At 65.1% G+C, this 13,573-nt stretch carries 11 protein-coding genes; 5 read left to right on the forward strand and 6 right to left on the reverse strand.

What is annotated here, in order from left to right:
• Nucleotides 1-236: 236 nt before the first annotated feature.
• Both ACE3QM_RS02055 and ACE3QM_RS02060 read left to right on the forward strand, forming a co-directional pair.
• Nucleotides 237-1,787, forward strand: a complete 1,551-nt coding sequence (locus ACE3QM_RS02055) for a FecR domain-containing protein (protein ID WP_374419849.1) — start codon at nt 237-239, stop codon at nt 1,785-1,787.
• A 21-nt stretch (nt 1,788-1,808) separates the two neighbouring features.
• On the forward strand, nt 1,809-3,461 hold the full coding sequence (locus ACE3QM_RS02060; RefSeq protein ID WP_048411787.1) for a CHASE2 domain-containing protein: 1,653 nt from the start codon (nt 1,809-1,811) through the stop codon (nt 3,459-3,461).
• Between the two features lie 23 nt (nt 3,462-3,484).
• On the opposite strand, the gene ACE3QM_RS02065 is transcribed toward ACE3QM_RS02060, so the two are convergent.
• The 6 genes from ACE3QM_RS02065 to pmbA all read right to left on the reverse strand — a co-directional run bounded on the left by ACE3QM_RS02065 (nt 3,485) and on the right by pmbA (nt 11,385).
• Nucleotides 3,485-6,133, reverse strand: coding sequence for a TonB-dependent receptor plug domain-containing protein (locus ACE3QM_RS02065; protein WP_374419853.1), 2,649 nt, complete (start codon nt 6,131-6,133; stop codon nt 3,485-3,487).
• A 344-nt stretch (nt 6,134-6,477) separates the two neighbouring features.
• Nucleotides 6,478-6,969, reverse strand: coding sequence for a disulfide bond formation protein B (locus ACE3QM_RS02070; RefSeq protein WP_048411788.1), 492 nt, complete (start codon nt 6,967-6,969; stop codon nt 6,478-6,480).
• Between the two features lie 82 nt (nt 6,970-7,051).
• Nucleotides 7,052-8,191, reverse strand: coding sequence for a patatin-like phospholipase family protein (locus ACE3QM_RS02075; protein WP_048411789.1), 1,140 nt, complete (start codon nt 8,189-8,191; stop codon nt 7,052-7,054).
• Nucleotides 8,192-8,318: 127 nt separating this feature from the next.
• Nucleotides 8,319-9,239, reverse strand: coding sequence for a DNA-3-methyladenine glycosylase (locus tag ACE3QM_RS02080; protein ID WP_374419857.1), 921 nt, complete (start codon nt 9,237-9,239; stop codon nt 8,319-8,321).
• A 3-nt stretch (nt 9,240-9,242) separates the two neighbouring features.
• Nucleotides 9,243-9,887, reverse strand: coding sequence for a DNA oxidative demethylase AlkB (gene alkB, locus ACE3QM_RS02085; RefSeq protein ID WP_374419859.1), 645 nt, complete (start codon nt 9,885-9,887; stop codon nt 9,243-9,245).
• A 154-nt stretch (nt 9,888-10,041) separates the two neighbouring features.
• The gene (pmbA, locus tag ACE3QM_RS02090; RefSeq protein WP_374419861.1) at nt 10,042-11,385 is read right to left on the reverse strand and encodes a metalloprotease PmbA; all 1,344 of its coding nucleotides are present in this window, start codon (nt 11,383-11,385) and stop codon (nt 10,042-10,044) included.
• An 85-nt stretch (nt 11,386-11,470) separates the two neighbouring features.
• On the opposite strand from pmbA, the gene yjgA reads away from it, so the two are divergent.
• From yjgA to ACE3QM_RS02105, 3 genes are read left to right on the forward strand one after another with little or no spacing between them, the layout of a single operon-like run.
• On the forward strand, nt 11,471-12,022 hold the full coding sequence (gene yjgA / locus ACE3QM_RS02095; RefSeq protein WP_048411793.1) for a ribosome biogenesis factor YjgA: 552 nt from the start codon (nt 11,471-11,473) through the stop codon (nt 12,020-12,022).
• The gene (gene mog / locus ACE3QM_RS02100) at nt 12,022-12,600 is read left to right on the forward strand and encodes a molybdopterin adenylyltransferase (RefSeq protein ID WP_374419864.1); all 579 of its coding nucleotides are present in this window, start codon (nt 12,022-12,024) and stop codon (nt 12,598-12,600) included. The genes yjgA and mog overlap by 1 nt, the downstream gene beginning before the upstream one ends.
• Before the next feature lie 3 nt (nt 12,601-12,603).
• Nucleotides 12,604-13,551 (forward strand): YheT family hydrolase, encoded by a 948-nt coding sequence (locus tag ACE3QM_RS02105; RefSeq protein ID WP_374419867.1) that lies wholly within the window; start codon nt 12,604-12,606, stop codon nt 13,549-13,551.
• Nucleotides 13,552-13,573: the final 22 nt, after the last annotated feature.

The raw sequence follows: 13,573 nt of genomic DNA on the forward strand, positions 1-13,573 counted from the left end.
CGGCCTGTCACGCCGGGGGTCGCGGGTTCGAGTCCCGTCCACTCCGCCAAGCATTGCAAAAAAGCAGCCTTTCGGCTGCTTTTTTGCATTATCGACTCAAGATTTTAATTCAACATACATACAACACTGCGTTTAGGACAAATAACTACTGTTTGAGACGATATCAGCTTGCAAAGCGCAAAGCCTAAAGTGATACTGCGGTTGACTTTCTGATATCTTTATAAAGAGATTCAACTATGCGCAACTTAATCCTGGTGGCTGGCTGTTGCGCCAGCACACTGGCCCTGGCAGGCGCGCCTGCCGACAAGGCCATCTGGGAGTACACGGTCAAGGACGGCGACAATCTGTGGGCGCTGGCGGCCGAGCACCTATCGTCCCCCGCTTACGTGCCCAAGCTGCAAGTCCGCAACCGCATCGCCAATCCCTACCGACTGGTGCCAGGCAGCATTCTGCGCGTGCCCTATCCCTGGATCAAACAAACGCCGTCCGACGCCACGCTGGAGGAAGTGTCCGGCGACGCCCGCGCCGTCAATGGCGCCGGCAAGCCGCTAAATCTGGCCGTGGGTCAAAAGTACCCCAAGGGCACCCATTTCAAGACCGGCAATGACGCCATGATCAAGCTGCGCTTCGTCGATGGTTCCTCACTGCTGATCAACGCCAACTCCGATCTGACGCTGCAAACCCAGGTCTATTATCCCAGCACCGGCGCGATCAAGTCCCAGATCAAACTGGACAACGGCAGCACCGGCAACTCGGTGATACCCAATATCCTGATGCCCAGCCGCTACGAAATCCGCACCCCATCGGCGGTCACCACCGTGCGCGGCACCGAGTTCCGCGTCAACGCATCCGAACAGGAAGACACCTCGGCCGAAGTACTCAAGGGCGTGGTGGAAGTCAAAGGCAAGCACAGCAAGGTCGATGTGCCCGCCGGCTTCGGCACCCTGTCCAGCCTCAAGGACGGGCCGAGCGCGCCGGAGGAATTGCCGCCGCCACCGGATCTGTCCTCCCTGGCGGACCTAAACCAATTCAACCCGCCGCCGCTGGAATGGGCCAGCAATGAACACGCCGCCTCCTATCGCGTCACCCTCAACGGCAAGAAGCGCCTGGCCGAGCGCCAGCTGCAAGCGCCGCGCTACTATCCCAGCCTGCCGGGCAACGGCGATTATGTGCTGCAAGTTCGCGCCAAGAGCCGTTCCGGACTGGAAGGCTATGACAGCAGCCGCAGCTTCAAGCTGCAAGCCTATCCGCTGCCGCCGCTTCTGTTCACCCAGGCCGGCGGCGCGCAATTGCGCGGCCAGACCTTGCCGTTGCGGGTCAACGCCACGCCGGAGCAACCGCTGCGCCTGCAGCTCGCGCGCCAGCCGGACTTCGCCCAGCCGCTGCTGGAACAGACCCTGACCGAAGCCGAGTTCAAGACCAATCTGCCGGAGCCCGGCACTTGGTATTGGCGACTGGCGCGGCTGGATGCGCAAGGCCGCCCCGGCCCCTACTCCACCCCTCAGAAAGTCGAAACCAAGGGCTGGCTCAGCCGCTTGCAGCAGTCCACCCCGGTACTGGCTGGCCGCCCTTATCCCATCACCCGCGCGCGCTACACGCTGACCCTGACCCCGATGCCGACGCAGGACGCAAAACGCCAGCCCTTCAGCCTCAGCAGCGAGCAGCCGCAATGGGAACTGAAAGCGCTGCAAGCCTTGCCGGCCGGTCAATACCGGGCCGAGGTCAAGGTCGAGGGAGAGCACGGCTACCTGGCGAAGGAAGAGCAAGAAATGCTCACTCTTCCCTAAAAACTTCCCTAGAATGGCAGCATGCTAACTTTTTATCGCGACAAGATTCTGCGCTTGTTGCCGTTTCTGCTGGCCCTGCTGGCAGCCCTGCTAACCCTGTCCGGCCTGCTGCTGCGGCTGGATTTCTGGCTGTATGACGGGCTGATCCGGCTCAAGACCAACCACGAGCAAAACAGCGACATCGTCGTCGTCGCGGTCGACGAGCGCAGCCTGTCCGAACTCGGCCGCTGGCCCTGGCCGCGCGAATACCATGCCCAACTGGTGGACAAGCTGTCCCAGGCCCGCGCGGTGGGCCTGGACATCGTGCTGGCCGAAGCCTCGCACAACACGCCGGAATCGGACCAGGCGCTGGCCGACGCCATCCGCCGCAATGGCAAGGTGATCAGCCCGGTGTTTCCCGAGATGCAAGGCAACCGGCTGACCGAAACCCGGCCGCTGCCCAATATCGCCGCCGCCAGCGCCGGCCTCGGCCATACCGATTACGAACTGGACAATGACGGCGTGATCCGCCGCGTTTACCTGAAGGCCGGCCTGGGCTCGCCCCACCACCCCAACTTCGCCCAGGCGGTGCTGGATCTGGCCAATGGCCAGCGCCAGTCCGAGCAGCAGAAAATGGCGATGCCGCCCGGCGAACCGGACAGCTGGCTGCGCGAAGACCCGGTGATGGTGCCCTATCTGTCCGGCCCGCCGCCGTTTCAGCAGGTTTCCTATATCGACGCGCTCAATGAGTTGCCGGCCTCTTTCTTCGCCGGCAAGATCGTGCTGGTGGGCGCCACCGCCACCGGCCTGGGCGACATCCACTCCACCCCGCTGTCGGCCAATAACCGCGGCATGCCCGGCGTGGAAATCAACGCCTTCCTGCTGCATGGACTGCAGACCGACAACACCCCGATGCCGCTGCCGCTGGGCTGGAAAGCCGCCATCAACGCGCTGGCCATCCTGCTGCTGGACCTGCTGCTCAGCCGTTACAAGCACCGCCAGGGCATTCTGCCGGCCTATCTCTTGGCCTCCTGTGGCGTGCTGGTGCTCAGCGTGCTGCTGCTGACACTGGCCTCGGTGTTCTGGAGCGGCGTCACCACCGCCATCCTGCTGTGGCTGGCCGGCAGCATCCGCTTCGTGTCGCGGCAATCCAAGCTGCTGCTGCAGGCCAATACCGATGGGCTGACCAGTTTGTACAATCGCCGCCACTTCGACGAGGTGCTGGCGCCGGTGCTGGACAAGCACCGCGCCGCCGGCAAGGCGCTGGCGCTGCTGATTCTCGACGTCGACAACTTCAAAGGCTACAACGACCACTACGGCCATTATGCCGGCGACCTGATCCTGCAACGGCTGGCGCAAGAGCTGCAAGCCAGCTTCTCCACCCGGCGCCATGTGGTGGCGCGGCTGGGCGGCGAGGAATTCGGCGTGCTACTGGAAGAATGTGGGCTGGATCAGGCGGTAGCCGCGGCGGAAGACTTCCGCCTGCGGCTGGCCGCGCTGGAACTGCCCCACCTGAAGAGTCCGCTGCGCAAGGTCACTTGCAGCATAGGCGTCGCCGCGCGCGTGCCGGACCCGGACGACAGCGGCCGCACCTTCTACGAAGACGCCGACAGCGCGCTCTACATCGCCAAGCGCTCCGGGCGCAATACGGTCAGCCCCACGCCCGCGGGACGCGCGCTGCAGCATCAGCGCTGAAGCGCAGCATCACCAACAGGTTCTCAGAAGGCGTAGCTGGCGGACAGATACAGCATCCTCCCCCATAAATCGGTGGCCGCGCCGGAATAGCCGGCGACGCCGCTGCCGAACCCCTCCCCAGTGGCATAGGATGGACGCCGGTCGCCCAGATTGCGGATGCCGCCATTGACCTTGAAGCCCTTGAACGGCGCCAGGCCGAAATTCAGGTCCAGCGCGGTGTAGGACGCCACCCTCTGCTTCAGCTTGCCGCCATGGCCGTACAGCTGTGAATACTGGTTCTTGTAGGGGGCGTAGCTGCGCGCCGCCAAACCCAGCGAATACGCCGCCTTGCTGTACGTTACTTCGAACACATTCTTCCAACGCGGCTGCGCGCCATAATCGGCGTACTCCAGCAGCGGATCGGTTTCGGTCTGCGACTCCTGATAGCTGAAAATGCGGTTCTGCGCATTGCGGAATTTCAGCTTGCCGTAAGCCCCCAGCGGCCAATCGTATTGCACATCGATGTCGACGCCGCGGGTGCGGGTCTTGCCGATATTCATATACGGCGCCGAAATATATTCGATGTCCCCGCGCACGCTGGGCATATCGGATGGCTTGCGCACCACGAAACCGGGAAAGCGGCCCGGGTTGTCCAGCACATATTGCGGGTCCAGCGACTGCACGGTGTTGGACACCTCGATCTGATACCAATCCACGGTGGCGGATAGCGCCTTGCTGGGCTGCAGCACCAGGCCCAATGCATAGTTCCTGGAATCCTCCGGCTTCAGTTGGGCATTGCCGCCGCTGCGCAGCTGATTGCTGCCCAGGCCGCAGCGCTCGCGGGGAATGCCGCGATCGGCGCATTGCGCGTAGTCGTACACCGAGGCATAAGCCTGGCGCGACGCGTACAACTGCGGCAGCGTCGGCGCCTTGAAGCCGGTGGTGGCCGAACCGCGCAGCATCGCCGGTTCCCAGGGCCGGAAGGCGAAGGCCAGCTTGGGATTGAAGGTGTCGCCGAAGTCGTTGTAGCGATCGGCGCGCAGCGCCAGCTGCAGCTCCAGGTTTTTCAACACCGGCAGATTGACTTCGCCGAAGGCGGACAACACCGAACGGCTGGCGCGCAGGCTTTGCTGGACGGCGAAGTTCATGATCTTGCCGCTTTGCAGCAGCGGGTCCGGCCGCGCATCCACCGATTCATGCGACCACTGCAATCCCGCGGCGACACCGACGGCGCCCGCCGGCAGCTTGAACCACTCGTCCTGGCTGGCCTTGAATTCGAACGCAGACAAGCGCGACGACGAAGTATTGGCGATGGTGGCCAGATAAGGCCGCAACGCGGCGGCGGCATTGTTCTGCGAAAACGGATCGTACAGCGGCTGGCCATTGGCCCCGTTCTTCAGCATCGCGAGGAAGGCGTCGTTCAGCACCACATTGCTCTGGCGCGCGTCCACCTTGTTCAAGCCCAGGTTCAGCGAGCCTTCCATGTCCCAGCCGCGCCGCAAGGCGCGGCCGCCCAGCACCGCGCGATAGGTGTCGCTGCGGATCTCATTGAGCCGCCGGCCGTTCTCCGACAGATTACGGGTGATCTGCAGATTGTCGGTGGGCTTGAAGTCCGGATAAATCGCCCCCAGCCCGCCATCCCGCGGATAAATCGCCCAGCTGGGCGTGACAATGGCCTGCACGAAGGAATAGCCGCCATCCAGCGGCGTCTCGCTGCGGTTCACCCCCAGCTCGGCGAAGAATTCGGCATCGCCGTCCACGCGCCGGGTGTAATTGGCCAACAAGCCATAGCGGCTGGTGCGTGGAGCTAGCTGGGTGCCCAGTTCGTCGACATCGGACACGCACAGCACCGAGCCGCTGGGACGGGTGGTCAGCCGCGACGGCGGACAGCCGGGCAAGGGCTTGGCCAGCGCATTGGTCTTGCCCGGATTGGGCGTGCGGTCGTTCCAATAGCCCCACTGCGCGCCGCTGCGCACATCCAGCCCGCCCAGGAAGCGGTAATCATTGCTGCGGGTGGCGGCGTGATTGCGGCTGAACACCGGTTCGCGATGGTAGACGTCGAAGGACAGCAAGAGATTCTGGCCGTCCTGGTCCAGGTCGCCGAAACCGCCGCTGAGGTTCAGCGACTGCTCATTGCCGTCGCCATCCAGGTTCTGTCCCAGCCGCGTGCTCGCGCTCGCTCCCCGATAGTTGCGCTTGGTCTTGAAGTTGATCACCCCGGCCACGGCGTCCGAGCCGTAGATCGCCGACGCGCCATCGCGCAGGATCTCCACCGACTCGATCACCGACAGCGGCAAGGTGTTCAGATCGACGAAGGCATCGCTGCCGCTGATGAACATCGCGTAATTCGGCAACCGCCGGCCATTCAACAATACCAGCACGTATTTGGAACTCATGCCGCGCAGCCCGGCCGTGGCCGCGCCGGCGGCGAAACTGCCGGAGTTGGTTCCGGCCAGCAAGCTGCCCACCGCCGGCAGCCGGTCCAGCAACTGGATCACGGTGGACGCGCCGGTCTTGTCGATGTCCTCCTTCTTGATCACCTCCACCGCCAGCGCCTTTTCCTTGCCGATGCGCTTGATATTGGACCCGGTCACCGTGACCCGCTCCAGCACCTCCGCCTCCTCGGCGCGCGCCTGCGCGCCCAGCGCCATGCCCATTGCCGCGGCAGCGCAAGCCAGATTGTTCAGTTTCATATGCCGACACCCTTGTAGTCTCCAACACGGCCGTCAGAACCGCGCCGCAGCCGGCTGGCCGCGGCCCTACCCTGCGCCAAGCCACGCCACAAGAAAGCCGCCATCATCCCGCCCAGCCCATCGTCGGCGGCAACAGCAAACAATCATTCAAAATCAATGCATTAACATCAAATCAATATGTTGCACCAAAATGACAAACGCTAAGCGGCAAGCGGGTTGACGCATGAGCGGCCATGGTTTTTCATCGACTCATTTATGCACAAAGCTCATGCGTGAACGCCTCGCGTCGCCGCCATGAAAAAAGCCGCCCATCCAGGGCGGCTATTGTGATCCTCGCGATGGCATCAGGCCGGCTTGCGCACCATCAGCCAGCCGGCGAAGGCGATCACGCCGGCAAAGAACACCGCCACCCAGAACGGCATGGCCATGCCCAGGAAGGTCCAATCGACAGTCGCGCACTCGCCGCTGCCCTTGAGCACCTTGGAGATCACTTCCATCAACGGCGAGGACTCCATCAGGAATTCCAGACCAGGGCCGCAGGCCGGCACTTGATCCGCCGGCAACTGCTGCAGCCACAGCTGGCGCAGCGACACCGAAATGCCGGCCAGCGCCGCCAATAGTGTCAGCCCGCCCCAGACCTTGGCGCCGCCGCGTCCGGGATTGAGCAGCGCCGCCAGCAAGGCGATCACGCCGGCGGCGATCACGCCGATGCGTTGAAAAATGCACAGCGGGCACGGCTCCAGGCCCAGCTGATACTGCGCGAACAATGCGAAGCCCATCGCGCCGGCGCAGGCGGCGGCGATCAGCAGAAAACCTTGTCGGTTGCTCAGAGCCATATCATCCTCAATGTTTGGCGGTAAAACGTCATGGCGCATGATTGTGCCATACAACATGGAGAATTCAGAACCGCGCCGCCGGCTAAAGTTCCAGAAAACGGCGGATGGCGTCCTTTTGCTGCAGCGCGTCCTTATAGCCCAGCGCGATCAGCTCGCGGGTATAACCCGGCTCGAACAGCAGATACGTGGCCAAGGCGGTGCCGCGGTGACGGGTGGCGCCGGTGCCCTTCATCAGGAAGCGCAGCAGCGGCGGAAACAGCCGGGTGTGCTTGTAGGCGATGCCCTCCAGCGATTTGCTGGGATTGAGCATGAAGATGTCCACCTTGCGCAGCTGGGTCTGATTCGCCAGGTCCTCATGGCGTTGCAGCAGCGACACCGTATGATTGACCCGGGTCAGCCGCTCCATGTCCACCGACATGCTGTCGATGAACACGCTGTTGAGCAGATGCCCGAAAATCTGCGCCGGCGACGGATAGAAACCGCTGTGGCGGCGTTCTATGGTATCCGGCCGCTTGCTGGCCAGGCCGACCACGAACAGCTTTTCCGCGCCCAGATGCAGCGCCGGCGACAGCGGCGACAACTGCCGCACAGCGCCGTCGCAATAGAATTTCTCGCCCAGGCACACCGAGGGGAAAATCAGCGGAATCGCCGAGGTGGCCATCATGTGATCGATGCCGATGCGCTCGCGCAGCCCCAGCCGCTGATAGCGCTCCCACTCCTCCAGGCTATCCGCGCCCTGGAAAAAGGTGACCGACATCCCGGTGGTGTAGCAGGAGGCGGTCAGCGCCAAGGCCTTGAGCGCGCCGTGGCGCACCGAGTGATCTATGCCCTCGAACGCCATCACCTTGGTCAGCAGTTCGCGCAGCGGAGCGTTGTCGAGAAAGCTCTTGGGATTGCGCCATAGCCGGCCGCCGGACAGGATGGACAGGCCGAAATGCAAAAAGGTCTTCAGAAAGTAGCCGGAACTGGCATCGTAGACATCCTGGATATGCAGCTGTTTCCACATCTGCGCCAGCGTGGCCACCGCCAGATTGAAATTGCTGGCGCCGGAGGCCAGCGCCACCGCGTTGATCGCGCCGGCCGAGGTGCCACAGATGATGGGAAAGGGATTGGCGCGCGCATCCGGCAGCAGCCGGGAAATGCCCAGCAGCACGCCCACCTGGTACGCCGCGCGCGCGCCGCCGCCCGACAACACCAGCCCGATATCGGCTTGCCTCCCCATCCCGCACCTCGCGTGGCTATATTGACGGCCCGGCCCGCCGGACGCCGCACGGCTTCTTGTTCTATTTAGGCATAGTCAAACACGCGGCCAGCGCCAAGCTCGCGCGGCGGAAATCGCTTGGGCGGGCTCAATAAGCGGCCGCGGTCTGCATCGCCCACAGATGCGCGCCCACCAACGCGCGCCATGGCGCGAAGCCTTGCAGCCATTGCTCGGTCTCGCGCGGCGACACCGCCTCCTCCCGCTCCAGCAAGCGCCGCAGGCCACGCCGCACCGCCACGTCGCCGTGCAGCGAGCCATCCAGCCAGCCATAGCCGCGCAGCAGCGCGTAGCTGACCGTCCACGGGCCAATGCCGGGCAAGGCCAGCAAGCGCGCGGCGATCTCCTCCGGCGCGCCACCGTCCAGCCAGCCCTGCAACGGCAGATCGCCGTCCGCGGTCCGCCGGCTCAATTCCAGCAAGGTCCGGGTCTTGGCGCGGGAGAAGCCGGCCTGGCCCAGTTGCTCCGGCTCCAGCTCCGCCAATTGCTCCGGCGACGGATGGCACAGCAGGCCGCCGCCATGGCGCTTGCCGACCAACTGCATCAGCCGACGCCGCAGCGAGATGGCGGCGTGCACGCTGATCTGCTGGCCGGTAACCGCCCAGACCAGCGCCTCGAACGGCGTCGAAGTCTGCGGCACGCGCAAGCCGGGACGCGCGGCGATCAGGCCGCCCAACTGCGGATGACCGTGATGCGCGCGCTCGAACTCCGCCACCGGCTGGGTCAAGCCCAGCATGCGACGCGCCATGGCAGCCAAGGCCGCCGCGTCGCCGGCCTGAGGCGGGACATCCGCGTCCAGCCCCACCCGCACCGCGTCCGCGACGAAGTCCATGCTCAGGCAGGCCGGCGCGCCGCGCCATAGCAAGCCCTTGCTCAGGCTCAGTTCCGTCACCCGCTCGGACAACTCTTGCGCGTCGCGACGGTGGAAGGCCATGAAGTCGTCGCGGCGGAAATCCGCGGGCAAGCTCAGAGACAAAGACAAGGAAGAAGTGGAATCGGCCGGTTCAGCCATGGATCAGCGCGCCTTGCGAAAAGTCAGATTGATGCGGCGCCGCCCCAGCAAAGGGTGCTCGCCCTCCGCCACCGGCAACACCCCGTGGAAACGCATGCGGTCCGGCCCGCCCCACACCAGCACATCGCCATGGCGCAACTCGATGCGGCCGGGGCGTTCGGCGCGGCTGAAGCCGCCAAACAGGAATACCGCGGGCAGGCCCAGCGACACCGACACGATGGGCGCGCTGAAATCGCGCTCGTCCTTGTCCTGGTGCAAGGACATCTTGGCGCCGGGCGCATAGCAATTGATCAGACAGGCATCCGGCGCGAAGCCGGGGAAGCCGGCCTCGGCGGCGGCGGCCTCGGCCAAGGCGCGGAACGACGCCGGCATCGCCGGCCAAGGCAGGCCGCTGAGCGGGTCGCGCTCGGCATAGCGGTAGCCGCGCGCATCGGACACCCAGCCGTAGCCGCCGCAACTGGAAGTGATCACCGACATCGCCCGTCCGCCCGGCGTCTGCATGCCGCGCGGCGGCGCCTGCCGCAGCAGCGCCTCCACTTCCGCCAGCAGAAGCGCATCGATGTCGCTGGCGCGACGATGCAATAAGACTGCGCCGGACGACAGGCGCTCCAGCCAGCCGCCCTCTTCCGGCGCGAACAGATCCGCCATCGCCGGCCTCAGAGCCTGTTCAAAGTCTCGCGAGCAAGAGCGAGACAAGGCGAAAACCGCCGAGAAAGCGGAATGCACAAGTGGCACATGAGCATTTCGAAACGGCACTCACCGTGCCAAGTTTCACGAAGCGCAGCAGACATTGAACAGGTTCTCAGGCCTCGCCGGCCACCATCATGCTGCGCAACAGCACCGAGCCCATCTGCCGGCCTCCGCGCTCCAGCACATCGTTGCCCACCGCGTCTATCTGCATGAACATCTCGCGCAGATTGCCGGCGATGGTGATTTCCTCCACCGGATGCACGATCACGCCGCGCTCCACCCAGAAACCGGCCGCGCCGCGCGAGTAATCGCCGGTGACGGTGTTGACGCCCTGGCCCAGCAGCTCGGTCACCAGCAGGCCGGTGCCCATCGCCTTCAGCAATTCTTCCAGGCTCTCGCCGGTGGAGTGCACGATCAGATTATGCGCGCCGCCGGCGTTGCCGGTGGTCTGCATGCCCAGCTTGCGCGCCGAATAGCTGCCCAGCATATAGCCCTGCAGCACGCCCTTGTCCAATAGCCGGCGCGCCACCGTGGCCACGCCCTCGTTGTCGAAGGCGCCGCTGGCCATGCCGCGCAGCAGGAAGGGGTCTTCGTCTATGGTGACATTGGCCGACATCACCAGCTTGCCCAGCGAATCCAGCAAGAAGGACGATTTGCGGTACAGACTGCCGCCGCTGATGGCGGCCACCAAATGGCCGAGCAAGGACGATGCCACCGGCGCCTCGAACACCACCGGGTACTGCCCGGTCTTCACCTTGCGCGCGCCCAGGCGCCGCGCCGCGCGCTGGCCGGCCTTGGCGCCTATGGCCTCCGGCGCGTCCAGGTCCTCGCGCCGCCGCGCCGACGAATACCAGTAATCGCGCTGCATCGCGCCCTCGTCCTCGGCCACCACCGCCGCGGAAATGCTGTGGCGGCTGCTGGCGTAGCCGGCGATGAAGCCATGGCTATTGGCGTAGGCGAAGTGGCTGGATTGCGAGGACGCGGTGCCGCCCTCGGAATTGCGGATGCGCGGATCGGCCGCCAGCGCCGCTGCCTCGCAGGACTTGGCCAGCTCGATGGCTTCTTCCACCGGCAGCGCCCACGGGTGGTACAAGCTGAGGTCGGGAAACTCGCTGGCCATCAATTGGGAATCGGCCAGACCGGCGCATGGGTCCTCGGCGGTGTAGCGCGCGATGTCCAGCGCCGCGCGCACGGTGTCGGCCAAGGCCTCTTCGGAAAAATCGGAAGTGCTGGCATGGCCCTTCTTCTGCCCCAGGTAGACGGTCACGCCCACGCCCTTGTCCTGGTTATACTCAATGGTTTCCACCTCGGACAGGCGCACGCTCACGGTCTGGCCCAGGCCCTCGGAAACATCGGCCTCGGCGGCGCTGGCGCCCTCGGCCTTGGCAAGCTCGATCACGCGGGAGGCGATGCCTTCCAGCTCGGCTTGGCTGAAACTGAATGTCTTGTCTGCCATAGTGTCTTTCGCAATGGTCGAAACGGCCGGAGGCCTTTTCCGGTATCATACCAGCCTTGAGAAAACCGATTGAGAATTGCCAACGATGACCCATTACCAGAACGACAGCCCGGACGACGGCTACGTCAGCAAATCCCAGCGCAAGCGCGACATGGATGCGCTGCAGGACCTGGGCCGCGAACTGGTGGAGCTGTCCAAGGACACGCTGAAGAAAATGCAGCTGCCGGAAGACTTGCTCACCGCTATTCTGGACTATAAACGCTTTACCGCGCACGGCGCGCTGCGCCGCCAGCTGCAATACATCGGCAAGCTGATGCGCGACGTGGACCCGGAACCGATCCAGCAATACCTGCTGATTCTCAAGGGCGAATCGTCCGAGCACATCGCCTGGCAGCATCTGCTGGAACGCTGGCGCGAACGGCTGATGGAAGACGACAAGATGCTGGCCAGCTTCGTCAGCGACTTCCCCGCCGCCGATCCGCAGCAGCTGCGCACGCTGATCCGCAACGCGCGCAAGGAAAAGCAGGACAACAAGCCTCCCAAGTCCTTCCGCCTGCTCTACCAGGCCATCAAGGACGTAATCCCGGAACCGGGCAAGCCGCGCCTGCAACAGCAGGACCAAGAGGACGACGAGTGATGTTGAAGGTAGGCCTGGTTTCCATCTCCGACCGCGCCAGCAGCGGCGTGTACGAGGACAAGGGCATTCCGGCGCTGCAAGACTGGCTGGCCGCCGCTCTGGCCAGCCCCTTCGCCGTCGTCGCCCGCCTGATCCCGGACGAGCAGCCTCAGATCGAAGCCGCGCTCAAGGCGCTGGTGGACGAGGAAGGCTGCCAACTGGTGCTGACCACCGGCGGCACCGGCCCGGCGGCGCGCGACGTGACCCCGGAAGCCACGCTGGCGGTGGCGGACCGCGAAATGCCCGGCTTTGGCGAGCAGATGCGCCAGATCAGCCTGCGCTTCGTGCCCACCGCCATCCTGTCGCGCCAAGTGGGCGTGATCCGCAAGCAGGCGCTAATCCTCAACCTGCCCGGCCAGCCCAAGGCGATCAAGGAAACGCTGGAAGGCCTGCGCGGCGCCGACGGCCAGGTGGAAGTGCCCGGCATCTTCGCCGCCGTGCCTTATTGCATAGACTTGCTGGACGGCCCCTATATCGAAACCCATGAGGCGATGGTCAAGGCCTTCCGCCCCAAGTCGGCGCAGAAAAAGCCGGCCTGAGCCATGGCTTACCAGTCCCCCGCCTGGCTGCGCGGCGGCCATGCCCAAACCATCTGGCCGGCGCTGGCGATCAAGACGAGCCGACCCGACTACCGCCGCGAACTGTGGGACACGCCGGACGGCGCCCGCATCGCGCTGGACTTCGTGTCCGGGCGGCCCGGCGCGCCGCTGGTGGTATTGTTCCACGGCCTGGAAGGCAGCAGCGACAGCCACTACGCGCGCGCGCTGATGCAGGCGGTGCAGCGGCGCGGCTGGAACGGCGTGGTGCCGCATTTCCGCGGTTGCGGCGGCGTGGACAATCCCTTGCCGCGCGCCTACCACGCCGGCGACGGCGCCGAGGTGGGCTGGATTCTGAGCCGGCTGGCGCAGCGCTTCCCGGTGCTGGCCGCCGCCGCGGTGTCGCTGGGCGGCAGCATGCTGCTCAACTATCTGGCGGACGAGGGCGCGCAAGCGCTGCCGCGCGCGGCGGCAGCGGTGTCCGCGCCCTTGGACCTGGTGGCGGCCAGCACCCGGCTGGACCGCGGCCTGGGCAAGCTGCTGTACACCCGCATGTTCATGGACACGCTCAAGCCCAAGGCGCTGGAATCGCTGCAGCGCCACCCTGGCCTGTTCGACGGCGGCAAGCTCAGCCGCGCGCGCACCTTCATCGAGTTCGACGACCTGGTCACCGCGCCCATCCATGGCTTCGGCACCGCGCTCAACTACTGGCAATGCGCCAGCGCCAAGCCGCGGCTGGGTCAGATCGCCCGCCCCACCCTGGTGCTGAACGCGCGCAACGACCCCTTCCTGCCGGAACAGGCGCTGCCGCGCCAGGACGAGGCCGCGGCCTGCGTCACGCTGGAGTTCCCGCGCCACGGCGGCCACGTCGGCTTCGCCTCCGGCGCCTTCCCCGGCACGCTGGACTGGCTGCCGTCCCGCTTGCTGGAATTCTTCGAACCGCATCTGGATTGACTGCGCGGCGCTTTCTGCGCAT

It is taken from the genome of Chromobacterium sp. (assembly GCF_041912965.1).
Lineage (GTDB): Bacteria > Pseudomonadota > Gammaproteobacteria > Burkholderiales > Chromobacteriaceae > Chromobacterium > Chromobacterium aquaticum.

Coding starts and splice junctions, on each gene's coding strand:
- ACE3QM_RS02055 (WP_374419849.1), top strand. CDS start 237: ATGCGCAACTTAATCCTGGTGGCTGGCTGTTGCGCCAGCACACTGGCC.
- ACE3QM_RS02060 (WP_048411787.1), top strand. CDS start 1,809: ATGCTAACTTTTTATCGCGACAAGATTCTGCGCTTGTTGCCGTTTCTG.
- ACE3QM_RS02065 (WP_374419853.1), bottom strand. CDS start 6,133: ATGAAACTGAACAATCTGGCTTGCGCTGCCGCGGCAATGGGCATGGCG.
- ACE3QM_RS02070 (WP_048411788.1), bottom strand. CDS start 6,969: ATGGCTCTGAGCAACCGACAAGGTTTTCTGCTGATCGCCGCCGCCTGC.
- ACE3QM_RS02075 (WP_048411789.1), bottom strand. CDS start 8,191: ATGGGGAGGCAAGCCGATATCGGGCTGGTGTTGTCGGGCGGCGGCGCG.
- ACE3QM_RS02080 (WP_374419857.1), bottom strand. CDS start 9,239: ATGGCTGAACCGGCCGATTCCACTTCTTCCTTGTCTTTGTCTCTGAGC.
- alkB (WP_374419859.1), bottom strand. CDS start 9,887: ATGGCGGATCTGTTCGCGCCGGAAGAGGGCGGCTGGCTGGAGCGCCTG.
- pmbA (WP_374419861.1), bottom strand. CDS start 11,385: ATGGCAGACAAGACATTCAGTTTCAGCCAAGCCGAGCTGGAAGGCATC.
- yjgA (WP_048411793.1), top strand. CDS start 11,471: ATGACCCATTACCAGAACGACAGCCCGGACGACGGCTACGTCAGCAAA.
- mog (WP_374419864.1), top strand. CDS start 12,022: ATGTTGAAGGTAGGCCTGGTTTCCATCTCCGACCGCGCCAGCAGCGGC.
- ACE3QM_RS02105 (WP_374419867.1), top strand. CDS start 12,604: ATGGCTTACCAGTCCCCCGCCTGGCTGCGCGGCGGCCATGCCCAAACC.